The organism is Paenibacillus sp. 1-18 (assembly GCF_000520755.1).
Taxonomy (GTDB): Bacteria; Bacillota; Bacilli; order Paenibacillales; family Paenibacillaceae; genus Paenibacillus; species Paenibacillus brasilensis.
Genome location: NZ_ASSB01000020.1, coordinates 1 through 16,406, shown reverse-complemented (window position 1 = coordinate 16,406; position 16,406 = coordinate 1). Strand labels below are relative to the sequence as shown.

General features: G+C 44.2%; 23 protein-coding genes. 21 read left to right on the top strand and 2 right to left on the bottom strand.

Annotated features, from left to right (window positions below; all coding sequences use genetic code 11):
* Nucleotides 1–11 precede the first annotated feature (11 nt).
* From rpmD to L693_RS0100905, 19 genes are all read left to right on the top strand, one after another.
* A complete protein-coding gene (rpmD, locus tag L693_RS0101000) occupies nucleotides 12–197 on the top strand; it encodes a 50S ribosomal protein L30 (protein WP_007432566.1) in 186 nt (61 codons plus the stop codon).
* A gap of 43 nt (nucleotides 198–240) precedes the next feature.
* Nucleotides 241–681, top strand: a complete 441-nt coding sequence (gene rplO, locus L693_RS0100995; protein ID WP_007432565.1) for a 50S ribosomal protein L15 — start codon at nucleotides 241–243, stop codon at nucleotides 679–681.
* The gene (secY, locus tag L693_RS0100990) at nucleotides 681–1,979 is read left to right on the top strand and encodes a preprotein translocase subunit SecY (protein WP_025715676.1); all 1,299 of its coding nucleotides are present in this window, start codon (nucleotides 681–683) and stop codon (nucleotides 1,977–1,979) included. Before rplO ends, secY begins: the two co-directional genes overlap by 1 nt.
* 89 nt (nucleotides 1,980–2,068) lie before the next feature.
* A complete protein-coding gene (locus L693_RS0100985) occupies nucleotides 2,069–2,713 on the top strand; it encodes an adenylate kinase (RefSeq protein WP_025715675.1) in 645 nt (214 codons plus the stop codon).
* A gap of 5 nt (nucleotides 2,714–2,718) precedes the next feature.
* Nucleotides 2,719–3,258: a M24 family metallopeptidase gene (locus L693_RS0100980; protein WP_025715674.1), complete on the top strand. Its 540-nt coding sequence runs from the start codon at nucleotides 2,719–2,721 to the stop codon at nucleotides 3,256–3,258.
* A 9-nt stretch (nucleotides 3,259–3,267) separates the two neighbouring features.
* Nucleotides 3,268–3,576 carry a KOW domain-containing RNA-binding protein gene (locus L693_RS0100975; protein WP_010348799.1) on the top strand — a complete coding sequence of 103 codons (309 nt, stop codon included), beginning with the start codon at nucleotides 3,268–3,270 and terminating at the stop codon, nucleotides 3,574–3,576.
* A 2-nt stretch (nucleotides 3,577–3,578) separates the two neighbouring features.
* Entirely contained in the window at nucleotides 3,579–3,794 is a 216-nt protein-coding gene (gene infA, locus L693_RS0100970; protein WP_006212898.1) for a translation initiation factor IF-1, read from the top strand.
* Nucleotides 3,795–3,912: 118 nt separating this feature from the next.
* Nucleotides 3,913–4,026 carry a 50S ribosomal protein L36 gene (gene rpmJ / locus L693_RS0100960; RefSeq protein ID WP_003333770.1) on the top strand — a complete coding sequence of 38 codons (114 nt, stop codon included), beginning with the start codon at nucleotides 3,913–3,915 and terminating at the stop codon, nucleotides 4,024–4,026.
* Between the two features lie 21 nt (nucleotides 4,027–4,047).
* Nucleotides 4,048–4,416 (top strand): 30S ribosomal protein S13, encoded by a 369-nt coding sequence (gene rpsM / locus L693_RS0100955; RefSeq protein ID WP_007432560.1) that lies wholly within the window; start codon nucleotides 4,048–4,050, stop codon nucleotides 4,414–4,416.
* Between the two features lie 19 nt (nucleotides 4,417–4,435).
* Nucleotides 4,436–4,831: a 30S ribosomal protein S11 gene (gene rpsK, locus L693_RS0100950; RefSeq protein ID WP_013312144.1), complete on the top strand. Its 396-nt coding sequence runs from the start codon at nucleotides 4,436–4,438 to the stop codon at nucleotides 4,829–4,831.
* Nucleotides 4,832–4,966: 135 nt separating this feature from the next.
* A complete protein-coding gene (locus L693_RS0100945; protein WP_007432558.1) occupies nucleotides 4,967–5,911 on the top strand; it encodes a DNA-directed RNA polymerase subunit alpha in 945 nt (314 codons plus the stop codon).
* Between the two features lie 33 nt (nucleotides 5,912–5,944).
* The gene (gene rplQ / locus L693_RS0100940) at nucleotides 5,945–6,310 is read left to right on the top strand and encodes a 50S ribosomal protein L17 (protein ID WP_007432557.1); all 366 of its coding nucleotides are present in this window, start codon (nucleotides 5,945–5,947) and stop codon (nucleotides 6,308–6,310) included.
* Nucleotides 6,311–6,460: 150 nt separating this feature from the next.
* On the top strand, nucleotides 6,461–7,246 hold the full coding sequence (truA, locus tag L693_RS0100935; RefSeq protein ID WP_025715672.1) for a tRNA pseudouridine(38-40) synthase TruA: 786 nt from the start codon (nucleotides 6,461–6,463) through the stop codon (nucleotides 7,244–7,246).
* 182 nt (nucleotides 7,247–7,428) lie between these two features.
* Nucleotides 7,429–7,866 carry a 50S ribosomal protein L13 gene (gene rplM, locus L693_RS0100930; RefSeq protein WP_007432555.1) on the top strand — a complete coding sequence of 146 codons (438 nt, stop codon included), beginning with the start codon at nucleotides 7,429–7,431 and terminating at the stop codon, nucleotides 7,864–7,866.
* Nucleotides 7,867–7,885: 19 nt separating this feature from the next.
* On the top strand, nucleotides 7,886–8,278 hold the full coding sequence (gene rpsI / locus L693_RS0100925) for a 30S ribosomal protein S9 (protein WP_007432554.1): 393 nt from the start codon (nucleotides 7,886–7,888) through the stop codon (nucleotides 8,276–8,278).
* Nucleotides 8,279–9,402: 1,124 nt separating this feature from the next.
* The gene (locus L693_RS0100920) at nucleotides 9,403–10,095 is read left to right on the top strand and encodes a phosphoadenylyl-sulfate reductase (protein WP_025715670.1); all 693 of its coding nucleotides are present in this window, start codon (nucleotides 9,403–9,405) and stop codon (nucleotides 10,093–10,095) included.
* A gap of 52 nt (nucleotides 10,096–10,147) precedes the next feature.
* On the top strand, nucleotides 10,148–11,317 hold the full coding sequence (gene sat / locus L693_RS0100915; protein WP_025715669.1) for a sulfate adenylyltransferase: 1,170 nt from the start codon (nucleotides 10,148–10,150) through the stop codon (nucleotides 11,315–11,317).
* 68 nt (nucleotides 11,318–11,385) lie between these two features.
* Nucleotides 11,386–12,162, top strand: a complete 777-nt coding sequence (gene cwlD / locus L693_RS0100910) for an N-acetylmuramoyl-L-alanine amidase CwlD (RefSeq protein WP_025715668.1) — start codon at nucleotides 11,386–11,388, stop codon at nucleotides 12,160–12,162.
* A gap of 60 nt (nucleotides 12,163–12,222) precedes the next feature.
* The gene (locus L693_RS0100905) at nucleotides 12,223–13,335 is read left to right on the top strand and encodes an Mrp/NBP35 family ATP-binding protein (RefSeq protein WP_025715667.1); all 1,113 of its coding nucleotides are present in this window, start codon (nucleotides 12,223–12,225) and stop codon (nucleotides 13,333–13,335) included.
* 29 nt (nucleotides 13,336–13,364) lie between these two features.
* On the opposite strand, the gene gerD is transcribed toward L693_RS0100905, so the two are convergent.
* Nucleotides 13,365–14,123, bottom strand: a complete 759-nt coding sequence (gene gerD / locus L693_RS0100900; protein ID WP_025715665.1) for a spore germination lipoprotein GerD — start codon at nucleotides 14,121–14,123, stop codon at nucleotides 13,365–13,367.
* 106 nt (nucleotides 14,124–14,229) lie between these two features.
* On the bottom strand, nucleotides 14,230–15,009 hold the full coding sequence (gene pdaB / locus L693_RS0100895; RefSeq protein ID WP_025715664.1) for a polysaccharide deacetylase family sporulation protein PdaB: 780 nt from the start codon (nucleotides 15,007–15,009) through the stop codon (nucleotides 14,230–14,232).
* A gap of 99 nt (nucleotides 15,010–15,108) precedes the next feature.
* Between pdaB and L693_RS0100890 the strand changes: the two genes are divergently transcribed.
* Both L693_RS0100890 and L693_RS0100885 read left to right on the top strand, forming a co-directional pair.
* Nucleotides 15,109–15,723, top strand: coding sequence for a stage II sporulation protein M (locus L693_RS0100890; protein ID WP_025715663.1), 615 nt, complete (start codon nucleotides 15,109–15,111; stop codon nucleotides 15,721–15,723).
* 194 nt (nucleotides 15,724–15,917) lie between these two features.
* Complete coding sequence (locus L693_RS0100885; protein WP_025715662.1) at nucleotides 15,918–16,148, top strand: hypothetical protein; 231 nt, start codon at nucleotides 15,918–15,920, stop codon at nucleotides 16,146–16,148.
* The last annotated feature ends 258 nt before the right edge of the window (nucleotides 16,149–16,406 follow it).

Sequence of the window (16,406 nt, the reverse complement as noted above, 5' to 3'; positions counted from 1 at the left end):
GAGGGAATATCATGGCGAAATTAGAAATTACCCTCGTTCGTTCGTTGATCGGCCGTCCTGGTACTCAGAGAACGACTGTTAAGACGCTCGGCTTGCGTAAAATCAACCATAAAGTAGTTCAACCCGACAATGCAGCAATTCGCGGGATGATTAATAAAGTTAGCCATTTGGTTTCTGTTAAAGAAATCGAGGCTTAAGAAATAAAGCAATTCAACAATAATCAAGGAGGTGCAACGAACGATGAAGTTACATGAGCTTTCCCCAGCTCCAGGTTCACGCAAAGAACGTAAACGTTTGGGTCGTGGTCCTAGTAGCGGTACGGGTAAAACTTCTGGTCGTGGTCATAAGGGTCAAAACGCTCGTTCCGGCGGTGGTGTACGTCCGGGCTTCGAGGGTGGTCAAAACCCACTGTATCGTCGCTTGCCTAAACGCGGTTTCGTAAATCCTACTCGTAAAGAGTATGCGGTTTTGAATATCGAAGATTTGAACAGTTTTGCAGCGGGTACAGAAGTAAGCCCTGAGTTTTTGCTGAACAATGGCATTGTGAAAGACGCGAAGTCCGGAATTAAAATTCTGGGTAACGGTGAAATCACTGTGAAATTGACAGTTAAAGCGAACAAGTTCTCTCAATCTGCGGTAGAGAAAATTGAAGCTGCCGGCGGTAAAACCGAGGTGATCTAATGTTCAAGACCCTGAAAAATATATGGCGGGTTGAGGATCTTAGAACCCGTATCCTGTTTACCCTGTTTATACTATTTGTATATCGTATTGGCTCTTTTGTGCCGGTTCCCGGCGTGAACAAGCAAGTCTTTACATCTCAGGATCAGGCAGGAAGCGAGTTATTTGGACTCCTTAATACCTTCTCAGGGGGCGCTTTGTACCAGTTTTCGATTTTCGCCCTCGGGATTATGCCATATATTACAGCGTCTATCATTGTGCAGTTGCTGTCAATGGACGTGATTCCGAAACTTGCGGAATGGGCTAAACAAGGAGAGCATGGTAAAAAGAAGTTGGCTCAACTTACACGGTATGGTACGGTAATACTGGGCTTGATCCAAGCATTCGGAACGTCGATTGGCTTTAATCGACTGTACGGTGCAGCGATGATTCCAGGAGCGACCTTTGCTGATTATTTGGTCATTGCAATCGTGCTTACAGCAGGGACTACGTTCCTTATGTGGCTTGGTGAGCAAATTACTGAAAAGGGAATCGGCAATGGTATCTCCATTGTTATCTTTGCAGGGATTGCGGCAGGTATTCCAAGACATATTCGTACGATTGTGGAATCCCAGTTTATTCAGGCAGATCAGCTGTTCATGAATATTCTGAAGGCAATTATTATTGTCTTGGTAGTTATTCTGATTATTGTTGGTGTTATCTACATCCAGCAAGGTATTCGGAAAATACCGGTACAATATGCGAAACGTGTGGTTGGTAACAAAATGTACGGTGGCCAGAATACGCATATTCCGATGAAGATTAATGCGGCAGGCGTTATTCCGGTAATTTTTGCGGTATCATTGCTGCAATTCCCGACAATTATTGCGAGTTTCTGGGCGGATCATGCGTGGGCTAAGTGGATTACCACTTACTTGTATTATGACAAGCCACTGGGTATGGTTCTGTATGTCGTAATGATTATCGGTTTCACATTCTTCTATACCTTTGTACAGATGAATCCGCAGCAAATGGCCGACAATATGAAGAAAAACGGCGGTTATATTCCGGGGATTCGTCCGGGTAAAGCTACGGAAAAATACCTGACACGTGTAATGTCACGGTTGACGATGACAGGGGCTTTGTTCCTTGCAGTTATATCCGTATTGCCGGTATTCTTCGGTTCGCTTTCGGGCTTGCCTCGCTCCGTGCAAATTGGCGGTACTTCACTGCTCATTATTATCGGAGTTGCATTGGATACAATGAAGCAAATCGAAAGCCAACTGATTAAACGCCATTACAAAGGCTTCATCAACAAATAGGCAATGGGTTCCGGCTTAGGATGTTCGCATGCTTACCGGCACCTTTTGTGCTGTTTCTTGTGTAGGGGTCGTCTGAGGAGTGACAGGTTGTGAATATTTTGATCATGGGCCCTCCGGGGGCTGGTAAAGGTACACAAGCAGATGTCATTGTGAAGGAATTCGGCATTCCTCATATCTCGACAGGTGATGCGTTTCGCCTGGCGATGAAACAGGGAACACCTATTGGCATTAAAGCAAAAGAATATATCGACAAGGGCGAACTTGTTCCAGATGACGTAACAATTGGCATCGTTGAAGAACGGCTGCAACAGCCGGATTGCAAGAAAGGATTCTTGCTGGACGGTTTTCCAAGAACTTTAGCTCAGGCAGAAGCCTTGGATCAAATTTTGGGTCGTTTGAACACGAAGCTTGATAATGTTGTCAACCTGAAAGTGGATCGTGACAACCTGTTGGCACGAATCACAGGACGGCGGGTTTGCAAAAGTTGTGGAACTAGCTATCATGTTGTCTTTAATCCTCCGAAGGTTGAAGGCATTTGCGATAAAGACGGTGGTGAGCTCTATCAGCGTCCTGACGATAACGAAGCTAGCGTAAGAACACGACTAGACGAATATAGTAATAAAACAGCACCACTCCTCACGTTTTATGAGAACCAGAATCTTCTGCGTCATATTGACGGAGAACAGGATATTGATGTGGTTTCCCAAAATATCGTGTCCTTGTTGCGGGGTTAGCTGTAATGATCATTTGCAAGTCGGGAACGGAATTAAGCTTTATGAGGAAAGCTGAGAGAATGGAGACGGAAACGATTCATTACTTGGCAGAACACATCGAGCCCGGTATTACGACCGGTAAACTTGATCATTTAGCTGATTGGTATATTCGCAGTCAGGGAGCTGTGCCGTCTTCTAAAGGTTATAACGGTTTTCCTGCTAGCATTTGCGCTTCAGTCAACGAACAACTGGTGCACGGATTTCCCGGCAAACGCAAGTTAAACAAAGGCGATATCCTTGAGAAAACTCGTCAGTTTACAATGTCGCATGCCATTCGGCAATATATTGAGAATCCAAACCGTGGTATTCCCGTACAGGGGCCGAGGCTGAAAACCGGCATTGAGCTGGCTATTGAATCTATGATTCAAATAGGTTCTCGCCATGTGGGGACGCTGGAAGACAACTGGACGGTCGTTACGGTGGACTTGGTTCCTTGTGCTCGTAACGGGTACACGAAGCTGGTCGCAACGGACGGCATGGACATTTTCACGAAACTGAGTGCGTAGGTGATTGGAATGATTCAGCAAGGAAACCTGCAAATCGGTCAGCTGGTGAAGATTCTGAAAGGCAGAGGAGCCGGACAGATAGCGGTTGTCGTTTCAATAGCGGACAGCAGGTTTGTATATATTGCGGATGGGGATAAACGAAAGTTTGATCAAGCGAAGAAGAAAAATGTTCTTCATTTGATGCCTCAGTCTAAGATTAGTAGCGAGATTGTAAACAGTTTAAACGAAAGCGGTCGGGTGACGAACGGAAAGCTGCGTCACGCAGTGAAAACTTTCCTGGACTCGTCCGAATACCAAGCTGAAGAGAAAGGAGACTGACTTTGGCCAAAGAAGATGTCATTGAGGTTGAAGGTACGGTAATCGAGCCTTTGCCGAACGCTACGTTCAAGGTAGAGCTGGAAAACGGTCACCAAATTCTTGCTCATGTTTCCGGAAAGCTGCGGATGCACTTTATCCGTATTTTGACAGGCGACAAGGTGGTTGTACAGTTATCGCCTTACGATTTAACTAAAGGCCGTATAACGTACCGCAAGTAATTCATGCAGGTTTTTATTAAACGTACGTCATTTAAAAAAACTTGTTTTGCTCGGCAAAACGATGTGAATGTTCACGAAGCGAGTTTTACCAGGGTAAAGCTTGGAGGAGGTAATCAACATGAAGGTAAGACCTTCTGTAAAACCTATTTGCGAGAAATGCAAAGTCATTCGCCGCAAAGGGAATGTAATGGTTATTTGCGAAAATCCGAAACACAAACAAAAACAAGGTTAATAGAAGGGGGTGTAGCGTAAAATGGCTCGTATAGCTGGTGTGGATTTACCACGTGACAAACGCGTTGAGATCGCCTTGACTTACATTTTCGGAATCGGTAAAACGACTTCTCAGAAAATTTTGAAGGAAACAGGCATCAGTGCAAACACGCGTGTTCGCGATTTGACTGAAGATGAAGTGAGCAAATTACGTGAAACGATCGACAAAGAAGTTAAAGTAGAAGGCGATCTGCGTCGTGAAATTTCCTTGAATATTAAACGTCTGACTGAGATTGGCTGCTACCGTGGTGTTCGTCACCGTCGTGGATTGCCTGTTCGCGGACAACGTACTAAAACTAATGCTCGTACCCGTAAAGGTCCTCGTCGGACTGTAGCGAACAAAAAGAAATAAGAAGGGAGGATAACATTCAATGGCTAAACCGAAAAAAGTTGTACGTACAAAACGCCGTGACCGTAAAAATATCGAGACTGGCGTGGCACACATCCGTTCCACGTTCAACAATACGATCGTTACGATCACAGATCCACACGGTAACGCAATCTCTTGGGCAAGCTCAGGCGGTATGGGATTCCGCGGTTCCCGTAAATCTACTCCATTCGCAGCACAAATGGCCGCAGAAACTGCTGCCAAAGCTGCTATGGAACACGGCATGAAAACTGTCGAAGTTATGGTTAAAGGACCAGGCGCAGGCCGTGAAGCAGCAATTCGCTCTTTGCAAGCTGCTGGTCTGGAAGTTAACCTGATTAAAGACGTAACTCCGGTACCTCATAACGGATGCCGTCCTCCAAAACGTCGTCGCGTCTAATGAGATTTCTCCTCTGCGTGTAGTATAGATCCGGCATAAATTGCCAAGAATGGATGTTTAGGTATACTGCATGATTGACTATGGATAAGGTGAATGTTTCATATAGGAGCGACGTTTTGAAGGAGGGATATTGCAGTGATAGAAATCGAAAAGCCGAAAATTGAGACGGTCGACGTCAATGATGATGGCACCTATGGAAAATTCGTAGTAGAACCGCTGGAACGCGGATACGGTACGACGCTGGGGAACTCGCTTCGCCGTATTCTGTTATCCTCGTTACCGGGGGCAGCAGTCACATCGGTTCAGATCGATGGGGTTTTGCACGAGTTTGCAACGGTTCCCGGTGTGAAGGAAGACGTAACGGAGATCATACTGAACTTGAAAGCTTTATCGCTTAAAATCCACTCGGATGAAGAGAAGGTACTCGAAATCGATGCGGAAGGCGAAGGAGTTGTAACGGCAGGAGATATCCGTGCGGATAGTGATGTGGAAATTCTTAATCCGGATCTTCACATTGCTACTCTCGGACCGGGTTCGAGACTTCACATGCGTATTTTTGCCAATCGCGGTCGCGGTTACGTTAAGCAGGATCGGAATAAACGTGATGACCAGCCGATCGGCGTCATTCCCGTTGACTCCATCTACACTCCGATTGCACGCGTGAACTACGGCGTAGAAAATACGCGTGTCGGCCAGGTTACGAATTATGACAAGCTGACACTTGAGGTTTGGACTGACGGAAGTATTCGTCCTGAGGAAGCAGTGAGCCTTGGCGCCAAAATTTTGACCGAGCATGTAATGTTGTTCGTGGGTCTCACGGATGAAGCAAAAGATGCGGAAATTATGGTCGAAAAAGAAGAAGACAAGAAAGAAAAAGTTCTTGAAATGACGATCGAAGAGCTGGATCTCTCCGTCCGTTCCTATAACTGCCTTAAGCGCGCTGGTATCAATACGGTACAAGAACTCACGACTAAATCTGAAGAAGATATGATGAAGGTCCGTAACTTGGGTCGCAAATCTTTGGAAGAAGTACAAGAGAAGCTTGAGGAACTTGGTTTAGGACTTCGTACGGAAGAATAGACAGCAACGTTTTTGTGAAGGAGGGGAAATTACATGGCATACCAAAAATTGGGCCGTAACTCCAGTGCCCGTAAAGCTTTGTTTCGTGATTTGGTAACCGATCTGTTCTTGTACGAGCGTATCCAAACTACTGAGGCTAAAGCAAAAGAAGTTCGTTCTATTGCTGAAAAGCTGATCACCAAAGCGAAAAAAGGGGATCTGCACGCACGCCGTCAAGTGGCTGCGTTCGTTCGCCGTGAAACTGTTGATGGTGAGCAGGATGCAATCCAAAAACTGTTTAGCGAATTGGCTACACGTTACAATGAGCGTCCAGGTGGATACACTCGTATCTTGAAACTGGGACCTCGTCGTGGTGACGCTGCTCCAATGGTATATCTGGAATTGGTTGACCGCGCGTAGACAGGCGAAGATGAGGGAAGGGTGGACAGAATCAGCTTGATTCTGAACAACCCTTTTTTTCTCTTGGAGAAGTCCGGAGGGGCTTCTCCTTTGCTATGTTCGGTTAATTCTCATATAGCCAGAGATTACCCTGTAAAGGTGTGAAGAAACATGCGGAACTTGTGCATGAAAGTGAACTACGACGGAACCGAGTATGATGGTTTTCAGACCCAGCCCAGCGGTAATACTATTCAGGATTATCTGGAGAGCGCTATATGCTCATTGACAGGGGAACGTCTTAAAATCACAGGTTCTGGTCGCACAGACGCTGGTGTACATGCGTATGGGCAAGTATTTAATTTTCATACCGAGTCGCCTATTCCTATTGAACGTTGGTGCCTTGCCCTAAATGCGTGGTTGCCCCGTGATATTATTGTTACGGATGCGAGAGAGGTGCCGTTGTCTTTTCACGCGCGCCGCATGGCAAAGCGGAAGACTTATCGGTACAGCATTAATGCTAACCGATTTCCGGACATCTTTCACCGTCGTACACAGGCGCATCACCCAACAAAATTAGATGTACAAGCAATGGAGCAGGGACTGGCACATTTAGTGGGGACCTTTGACTATACTTCGTTTGCATCTCGACGTTCCCAGAAGACGAATCATGTCCGCACCATTTACGAGGCCTATATGACAGTAGACCATTCCTTTTCACGTCCGGGCTCGGATGATCAGGGAATTATTCATACTTATATTACAGGTAGCGGTTTTTTGCAGCACATGGTTCGGATTATTATGGGAACTTTGCTCGAAGTGGGTGAAGGAAAGAAATCGGCCGATGATATTCCATTTATTTTAGAGGCGAAAAATCGTTCAAAGGCAGGACCTACAGCGGTAGGACATGCTTTAACTCTCTGGAGTGTGGAGTATGAGGAAAACATCAAAAAACATTGATTTTTCCCTTGCGAATTTACTGGTTATCCTGTAATATAAAAGTTGTGTTTTCTTAATGGCTTTCCCACAGCCCCAATTAAGATGATCACATTAAAGCAACATCTAATCCATCAATAATGTAGCAAGTTAACGAACGAAGATAAATGACGATTTTGTTAATGAACTTAAGGAGGAAACTTTTCATGCGTACTACGTATATGGCTAAGCCAAATGAAGTTGAGCGTAACTGGCACATCATCGATGCTGAAGGTAAAACGCTCGGTCGTCTGGCAAGCGAAGCGGCTGCGTTGATTCGCGGCAAACACAAGCCACAATTTACACCACATGTGGACACAGGTGATTTCGTTGTTGTAATCAATGCAGAGAAAATCGTATTGACTGGTAAGAAAATGGAGAACAAGAAATACTACCGTCACTCCATGCACCCAGGTGGTTTGAAAGTAACAGTTGCACAAGACATGGTTAAAAACAAACCTGAACGTATGTTGGAATTGGCTGTTCACGGTATGCTTCCTAAAACTCGTCAAGGCGAAAAAATGAAGCTGAGATTGAAAGCTTACAGAGGCACTGAGCATCCACATGCAGCACAAAAACCTGAAGTTTACGAACTTCGCGGATAATTAAAAGGAGGACAGTTTCATGGCACAAGTACAATACTATGGGACAGGTCGTCGTAAACATTCGGTAGCTCGTGTTCGTCTCGTACCGGGTGAAGGACGCATTGTCATCAACAAGCGTGATATTAATGAATATTTTGGTTTGGAAACACTCAAACTGATCGTTAAACAACCATTGAACCTGACAGAAACAATTGGAAGCTATGACGTACTCGTTATTGCTCATGGCGGTGGTATCTCTGGTCAAGCAGGCGCAATTCGCCACGGTATTTCACGTGCTCTGTTGAAAGCAGATCCGGAATTCCGTCCAGCTTTGAAAAAAGCAGGCTTCCTGACTCGTGACCCACGTATGAAAGAACGTAAGAAATACGGTCTCAAAGCTGCTCGTCGTGCACCACAGTTCTCGAAACGTTAATATCAACGTTCAAAAACCTCCAACCAATGGGTTGGAGGTTTTTTTATGTTAAAAATGTCCTGTAGCTATATCATTTAAGATCACATGTGATTTTAAATTGAAGCTCAATTGTTTTAGAAAGTGTAATTTTGAAATTTAGCAACCGGTTGTTCATTGACGCGATTTATCCCCTCGTGTGTTATTCCACTCCCTTTGATGTGTACGCAATTTTTAAGTAGGTTAAGGGATTATTATATCTAGAATGATGAAACGGCTTAGAATCCTCATTTAAGGCATTTAAAAAAGATGTTGCCCTTTGCTTGTCATTTCTTTTTTCTGTTGTTAGGCTCTTATGTCGGCTAACCTTCATCACTTTGTAGTAGCTTGCCTGTCGCTTAACATAAACCTTGAGGTTTTTATTTTTCGTTTTCCCTACAAAAAGAAGCACAAACCAGGCTGCCTTTCCTTCTCATTATGTATAGTGTGCTTCTGACGATCAAAACATTGGCTTTCAGGTACGATGGACGCGTGGGCTAGTCCGTAGTCTGGTCTTAATGGTAAACCGCGATTGTGGGAAAATGGAGTCGTCTGAAGGGACTACCGCACTCTTCAGTCTGCCTCTATGCAACAATCTGCAATCCAAACGATGTATTGACGCACGTAAAGAAACTTCGAGAAGCGTACGTATTTTTGGATGTTTATGACGGGGAAATCGCAATTACTAATCCAGTTAGTCAGAAGATGAATGGGGCAACAAGTTAAATAAAATGGTTGGGTTCAGTAGTTAACTATTAAAAAGGGCGTGTTGTACACTAATTTTATGAGTTAGGTGCAGCACGTCCTTTTTAAGAGCTTTGACTAGTACCTTTTAGTTACAATTTTACTTAAGGATCATTTCCAAATGAAATTGTATAAGAATATTTTATATAAGGTTAATGAACCTGTTGGGATGTGGTGAATAGGGTTATAGAATGCTGACAGAGCAGCACTCCTGCTGTTTTCAGGCTGAAGAATGCTTATTCCTAAGTACATTACTGTAGATTGACAATAAGTAAGAAAGTCTTATACTATATTTATTCATATTAGTTTAGTCGGTATTGAAAAAGGTACTTATTTATAAATTTTCAAATGGAGGCGCATTAATAATGAATTTATTGGAGAAAGAAGCATTGATTAAGGTCAAAGCGATTGAACTGGAAGAGGCGACGCCCGAGGAAATTATCCAGTATGCTGTTCAAACATTTCCCAATCTCACTTTTGCTTGTAGCTTTGGTGCGGAAGATGTAGTCCTTGTAGATCTGCTGCAAAAAGTTAGCCCCTCCACCGACATCTTTTACTTGGACACTGATCACCATTTTAAGGAAACATACGATACACGAGATCAGATCAAGGCTAAATATAACCTGGATTTTGTTCGGGTATCTCCCTTAATTACTCCTGAGGAGCAAGCAGCTAAGTATGGGGAGGAGCTGTGGAAAACAGATCCCAACACTTGCTGTGGCATACGTAAAGTTGAGCCGCTAACGCGCATTTTATCTCAATATGATGCATGGATTACTGGCATTCGCCGCGACCAGGCACCTACTCGTGCGAATGCCAAAAAGGTAGAGTATGACCAGAAATTTGGACTTGTTAAATTTAATCCGCTGGCAAGCTGGACATCAGAAGACGTGTGGAATTATATCCATACTCATAAAGTGTTGTATAATCCACTGCATGACCGCAATTATCCAAGTATTGGATGTGAACAATGTACACGTCAAGTTCTACCAGGTGAAGATCCTCGTGCGGGACGCTGGTCAGGCAATGAGAAAACCGAATGCGGGCTCCATCAATAAAACTGCACGTAGTAGCTATGAATCGTATTTTTGAATGGAAAGGAAGTATGTTATGACGGCAATTCTTCCGCATGGCGGAACACTAGTTGATAGAATCGTCACAGGTCCGGAGCAAAAAGCCCTTTTGCAGGCTGCACGTGAATTGTTTCCTATTCGGGTAAACTCGTGGACCATTTCTGACCTGGATTTGATTGGGGTAGGGGCTTTCTCCCCATTGACTGGGTTTATGAACGAGTCTGATTATCGGTCGGTGGTTACAGATATGCGTCTTGCAGACGGTACAGTCTGGAGTATTCCCATTACGCTTGCAATTACAGATAGCATAGCCAGCGAACTAAACGTGGGTCAGCAAGTCGCTTTGGTAGGTGAAACAGACGAAACTATCTATGCAGTGCTTGATATTGAAAGTATTTATCAGGCTGATCAGGTCGAGGAAGCCAAACGTGTATTCAAGACGGATGATCCAGCCCATCCTGGCGTGAAAAAACTGTTGGACCGACCAGCCACCTATGTGGGAGGCTCTGTACAGGTGCTAAATCGGCCTAAACCTGCACAATTTGGCGATTTTTATTACACTCCAGCACAGATACGCCGTCATTTTGCCGAAAAGGGCTGGAAAACAGTAGTTGGTTTTCAAACGCGTAATCCGGTTCACCGTGCACATGAGTATATCCAGAAGAGCGCGATGGAGATTGTTGATGGACTATTTCTCAATCCGCTCGTCGGCGAAACCAAGTCAGATGATGTTCCAGCAGATGTACGCATGAAGAGTTATTTGGCACTGCTGGATAATTACTATCCGGCGGATCGGACTTTTCTGGGCGTGTTTCCTGCTGCCATGCGATATGCTGGTCCGAGAGAGGCCATTTTCCATGCTATTGTACGGAAAAACTATGGCTGCACCCATTTTATTGTTGGAAGGGATCACGCCGGTGTAGGAGACTATTATGGTACCTACGAAGCGCAGGAAATTTTCAGGAATTTTACTGCTGAGGAGCTGGCAATTACTCCATTATTCTTTGAACACAGCTTTTATTGCACTCGTTGTGGAAATATGGCTTCGAGCAAAACCTGTCCTCATCCCAAGGAACATCATTTGACGCTCTCGGGCACCAAGGTACGGGAATTGTTACGCTCCGGCGTTTGTCCCCCCCCTGAGTTTACACGACCAGAAGTCGCCCAAGTGCTGATAGAAGGTATGAAAGAATTTGTTCATTCCTGAGTTGTACTATTTAAACGCCTCGTCCCATATAGATCATTAATATCTGTATAGGACGGAGGCGTTTTGTTATGCATAAAAATAATCGTAAACACCAGGTTACACTGTGGATTCGCTATCGGACGCTGCAAAAAATGCTATTGGGCTGTTGTCTCGCCGTTTTGTTTATTATGCTGACTTTGTATGAGATACCTGCTTCAAGAGCTTGGATCCATTGGAGTCTTCCGCTCGCAGGCAAGGTAATTGCTATAGATGCAGGGCATGGAGGGCCTGATGGAGGGGCAGTTAGTAAGGAGGGTGTCATTGAAAAGGATATTAATCTGGCGATTGCATTTTATTTGCGGGATTACTTACAACAAGCAGGAGCTGTTGTCGTCATGACACGTGAGGATGACCGGGATCTGGCGTTACCCGAAACCAAGGGCTATTCCAGAAGGAAAACGGAGGATCTCAAGCAACGTGTACGCATGATTGAGGAGCATAAAGCGGACCTTTTTTTGAGCATTCACATGAACAGCATTCCATCCAGTCGTTGGAGTGGAGCTCAAACCTTTTATGTCCCCAATCATGAGGATAACGAGAATTTGGCTTCTCTTATTCAGGAGGAGATCAAACGCAATCTGGAAAATACGGACAGAGTGGCTAAGACCGTAGACACAGTATATCTGTTAAAGGCCCTTAAAATGCCCTCAGCTCTCGTGGAGGTCGGATTTTTATCCCATCCTGAGGAAGCCCGGCGACTGAGTGACGTAACCTATCAGAGACAGGTGGCGGCATCCATCTATAAGGGGATTTTACGTTATAGCGCAGGGGAAAAGGGGACATCGTCAGCACCTAAAGTCAGATAGTGGTATACTGTAATTGTTTACAACCACGTAAATTCATTGAAGCAGAGGTGCTGATTATTCATGCAATCTAGAGAGCAAGTTATAGAGCTACTTCAACAGGTACGAGAACCTCATACGGGCCGTCGTCTGGTAGATCTTCGTTTTATTCGGGATGTTGTTGTGAAAGAAGAACGCGTATCCTTGACCGTGATCAGTTTGAATACGGAGGAAGAGGTGCGGGCAGATTTGGAGCGGGAAATCCGGCAGACGTTGGAAGAGGCGGGGCTGAGTCACGTTCATATTCGTATTCGGGAAGCCTCTGAGCATGAAAGAACCGCTATTCAAACAGAGGATGATCCCGAAGCAGCGGCTGACCCAGTATTGACCAGGGGACATGCTGCCGGCATGGAAGAACATGAGCTGCTAGATCCAGCATCTGGCGTTCGGTTTATTGCTATTGCAAGCGGAAAAGGTGGTGTAGGAAAATCAACGGTAGCTGTAAATTTAGCGGCTGCTTTAGCTAGACAAGGCAAACGTGTCGGTTTGATAGATGCTGATATTTATGGGTTTAGTGTACCGGATATGATTGGGGCAGAGGACGTTCCTTCTGTAGAAGAAGGGATTATTCAGCCGGTCGAGAGATTTGGTGTCAAGCTCATGTCCATGGGCTTCTTTGTCAGGGAGAACAATCCCGTTATCTGGAGAGGTCCTATGCTGGGAAGAATGCTCAGACAGTTTTTTAGTGATGTCCAATGGGGAAGGCTCGACTATATGATACTTGATTTACCGCCGGGTACCGGGGATATAGCGCTTGACGTACACCAAATGATTCCGCAGAGTGAAGAGATCATTGTCACTACCCCTCATGCGACGGCTGCCTTTGTGGCTGCACGTGCGGGGGCGATGGCGCTCCAAACAGATCACAAGGTCATTGGTGTGGTGGAGAATATGTCCTATTATATATCCTCAACCGGTGAAAAGGATTATGTTTTTGGCCGTGGGGGAGGGGCTATGCTAGCCGATACCCTCCATACCAAACTGCTGGCGCAAATTCCATTGGGGATCCCGGATAATCATCCTTCAGAAGCTGATTTTTCGCCATCCGTATATAAATCCGAATCGGCAACCGGAGCTATTTATAACGATATTGCCCTTCAAATTACGTCATTGCACGCCAAAGCTGAATCAGAATAAGAAAAAAAGGCTGGTTGCAAACCAGCCTTTTATTGTTGACCTCCTTGTTCACCTGCGCCACCGCCGTCACCACCACCACCGCCTTGCTTTTCGCCGCTTAAACCGCCTTGCTGACCCCCTTTTTTCTCAACCTTGGGTTGAAGTTCCTCTTGTACGACTGTTTTGAGTAAATTCATAACCTCAAGCCGGAAAATCGGATTCTGCATGGCATCATGCATAACTGTCATAGATTGTTTGCGATATTCAGGGGTTTTAGTCAAGTCCATGTACATCTTGGTTAGTTCTGGTGACTTAAGCATCGCTTCAATAGACTTTTGATAAGAAGGGTCTTTTATTAATTGCATATGAATCTGTTTGCTTTGGCTGTTAATCGCTTTGGCAAATTCTCCGGCAAAACGCGGATCAGTCATAATTTTTTCGATTTCTTTTTTATACTCAGGTGACACCAAAGTATCCTTGACTGCAATTTTCATCTGCTCGGCTGATTGTATGGGCATAAGCATTTTCATTCCCATGCTGCCACCGGAAGTTCCACCGGAGCTGCCGCCAGCCCCGCTTTCTTCACCACTCTGGCCGGATTGCCCATCCTTGGATGAGCTGCTTTGCCCGGTTAAAGCTTCTTCTACCGCTTTTTTTCCATCATCGCTTTTTAAGATATCGACAACCATCGTTTTCATCTCTTTATAACTGTTCTGGGGAGGTGCAGAACTTTGATCCGAGCCGCAGCCGCTCAGTGCAACGCCCAGTACGCATATCATGCTGACAAATCGCAGACGAGTCCAATTCATGGCCGTATTCCTCCTTTATCATGAATGTGGATAGTATGCGAATGAATGAGGATAAATATGTCGAGGGGCTTTTGGTTTTTTGCTGAGAACGATGTAAAATAACTCCTTAAAGGCCCATAGCCTGATCACGTACCTCTTTGCCTTTTACTGTACCCTGTTGAAGCAGTTCAGATACCGTTACGAATTCATATCCTTGCGCTCGCAACTTGTCAATAATGATCGGTAGCGCTTCATGAGTTTGCTTGCAGGAATCACTTGCGTGGAGAAGAACGATGTCACCAGGATGCGCTTTATTTACAACACGGTCGATAATTACCTGAGTGCCAGGATTTTTCCAATCCAAGGAATCCGTATCCCATTGAATGGTTTTATAACCTAAAGTGTTAGCCACCTGAAGGACTCTTTTGTCAAAGTCTCCATTAGGCATACGAATTAACTTCGGCACTTGCCCGGTTAGCTCGGTAAGTGTGGTGTGAGCAGTTGATATTTGTTTTCGAATGTCCTCGTCGCTTAAGCTGCTGTAATTTTCGTGTTTATGTCCATGACTTCCAATCTCAAATCCGTTGTCTTTAATCTGATTCACAAGCTCTGGATGCGTTTTGCTCCATGGGGAAGAAAGAAAAAAAGTAGCCTTGGTCACTTTTTTATCCTCAAGTACCTTTAAAATAGGAGCAGTGCGCTTATCGCCCCAGCTAATGTCAAAGGTGAGGGCAATCAGCTTTTTATCAGTGGGTACACTATAAACAGCGGCTGGTGCTTCCTCGGAAAAAACGGTAACATTATCAGTTTCCACATAAATGACCCCAATAGCAAAGACGGCCGCGGCTATTACGATAAAGAACCGTTTGATTTTTTTACCGTTCAGAACATAGAAAAAAGAATTCATAGTATAATAATGCCCCTTTCATCCTAGAAGTGCTTGTTTACTTAAAGCTATGCCGGGGGTTGTCAATTATGCCAATGGACTACAGGAGGGAAACATTGAATGGGATTAAAAGCATTCTTGCATGATATATACACGACAAGACGGATAATTTTAGTTTCTACACTTCTTTTTTGTATTAGCATTGTGACGGGCTGGTTAAGTACGGGAGCTATCCAATCCATGCTAGCTCAACAAATAGAAGGCTTAGGAGGAGTAGCTCAACGTTTGCAGCAGACTGATCATCCTCAATGGAGCTTTTTTGTTTTTATCTTTTTCAATAATGCCATCAAATGTGTGCTGGTTATATTTTTTGGGGCTTTTTTTGGAATCGTACCGTTTATATTTTTAATTGTGAATGGAATGGTTTTAGGATTTGTAGTGCATTTACAGACAGATATGGGAAGAAGTATGTATGAGGTTGTGGTTAAAGGATTACTTCCTCACGGTGTGATTGAATTGCCTGTCCTGATTCTCGCTTGCGCCTTTGGATTGAAGTTTGGAATTAAAGTAATGTTTACGATAGGCTCAAGCATGGGGCTGAAACGAAAAGGAAAGGGACAAACGTGGGAGATCTTTATGAAACAGACGCTGACAGTGTCCATATGGTCCGTCATTTTGCTGTTTATTGCAGCCGCAATAGAGAGTGGCATAACTTATCGCTTATTGTCACATTAAAATATTATGGCTATTTATTTATATATTTACTGAAAATTGAACATAACAAAGGGGAGAGCTTAAAGAGAAAGTATGGGAATGAATCTCATGAAGTTTGAAGCCCTGGCAGTTGAGTTTAAAAACAGGTAAATATTGGAACAATAGTTGAGCAAATATAAGAACTATATAATATGCTGATAAGGGAGTATGGTCATATGCTGGGAATGCTGTTTAACGAAAAGGAATGCAAGGAACTGGACTATGTTCTTCGTAAAGAGCTTGATGAAATGCTGCTTGACATGAGTGATACCCGATTGGACCAGGATATTCGTTATGCAATAGCGCTTCGGTATAAAACAGTTTTCCGCATGTATGCCCGTTTTGCACCCGCTAAGGAGCTATCCAAATATGCCCGCAGAGGGCGTGTTCCTCAAATCAAACAATAAAAGATAAAGATTAAGAGCAAAAAAAGTATTGACTCTATTCAATATTCATGGTAAATTAATTTTCGTTCCTTTTTGAAGGATTTGCTCGAAAAAAAGATTTTAAAAAAACACTTGCAAATTTCAAAAAGAGATGATATATTATAAAAGTCGCCGCTGAGATGCGGTGGTGAAACAAAGTGGTGCAAAAAGTAAGATATTATGAGAGTAAGGTATTATATAAGCTTGATCTTTGAAAACTGAACAACGAGTGAGTAAATG

What these genes read in the sequence shown, in the direction of transcription:
- rplM (WP_007432555.1), top strand. Translation starts at nt 7,429, where the DNA reads ATGCGTACTACGTATATGGCTAAGCCAAATGAAGTTGAGCGTAACTGG.
- pdaB (WP_025715664.1), bottom strand. Translation starts at nt 15,009, where the DNA reads ATGAATTCTTTTTTCTATGTTCTGAACGGTAAAAAAATCAAACGGTTC.
- L693_RS0100905 (WP_025715667.1), top strand. Translation starts at nt 12,223, where the DNA reads ATGCAATCTAGAGAGCAAGTTATAGAGCTACTTCAACAGGTACGAGAA.
- rpmD (WP_007432566.1), top strand. Translation starts at nt 12, where the DNA reads ATGGCGAAATTAGAAATTACCCTCGTTCGTTCGTTGATCGGCCGTCCT.
- rplO (WP_007432565.1), top strand. Translation starts at nt 241, where the DNA reads ATGAAGTTACATGAGCTTTCCCCAGCTCCAGGTTCACGCAAAGAACGT.
- sat (WP_025715669.1), top strand. Translation starts at nt 10,148, where the DNA reads ATGACGGCAATTCTTCCGCATGGCGGAACACTAGTTGATAGAATCGTC.
- rpsM (WP_007432560.1), top strand. Translation starts at nt 4,048, where the DNA reads ATGGCTCGTATAGCTGGTGTGGATTTACCACGTGACAAACGCGTTGAG.
- rplQ (WP_007432557.1), top strand. Translation starts at nt 5,945, where the DNA reads ATGGCATACCAAAAATTGGGCCGTAACTCCAGTGCCCGTAAAGCTTTG.
- L693_RS0100885 (WP_025715662.1), top strand. Translation starts at nt 15,918, where the DNA reads ATGCTGGGAATGCTGTTTAACGAAAAGGAATGCAAGGAACTGGACTAT.
- L693_RS0100980 (WP_025715674.1), top strand. Translation starts at nt 2,719, where the DNA reads ATGATCATTTGCAAGTCGGGAACGGAATTAAGCTTTATGAGGAAAGCT.
- rpsI (WP_007432554.1), top strand. Translation starts at nt 7,886, where the DNA reads ATGGCACAAGTACAATACTATGGGACAGGTCGTCGTAAACATTCGGTA.
- L693_RS0100975 (WP_010348799.1), top strand. Translation starts at nt 3,268, where the DNA reads ATGATTCAGCAAGGAAACCTGCAAATCGGTCAGCTGGTGAAGATTCTG.
- truA (WP_025715672.1), top strand. Translation starts at nt 6,461, where the DNA reads ATGCGGAACTTGTGCATGAAAGTGAACTACGACGGAACCGAGTATGAT.
- cwlD (WP_025715668.1), top strand. Translation starts at nt 11,386, where the DNA reads ATGCATAAAAATAATCGTAAACACCAGGTTACACTGTGGATTCGCTAT.
- L693_RS0100920 (WP_025715670.1), top strand. Translation starts at nt 9,403, where the DNA reads ATGAATTTATTGGAGAAAGAAGCATTGATTAAGGTCAAAGCGATTGAA.
- rpmJ (WP_003333770.1), top strand. Translation starts at nt 3,913, where the DNA reads ATGAAGGTAAGACCTTCTGTAAAACCTATTTGCGAGAAATGCAAAGTC.
- rpsK (WP_013312144.1), top strand. Translation starts at nt 4,436, where the DNA reads ATGGCTAAACCGAAAAAAGTTGTACGTACAAAACGCCGTGACCGTAAA.
- gerD (WP_025715665.1), bottom strand. Translation starts at nt 14,123, where the DNA reads ATGAATTGGACTCGTCTGCGATTTGTCAGCATGATATGCGTACTGGGC.
- secY (WP_025715676.1), top strand. Translation starts at nt 681, where the DNA reads ATGTTCAAGACCCTGAAAAATATATGGCGGGTTGAGGATCTTAGAACC.
- L693_RS0100890 (WP_025715663.1), top strand. Translation starts at nt 15,109, where the DNA reads ATGGGATTAAAAGCATTCTTGCATGATATATACACGACAAGACGGATA.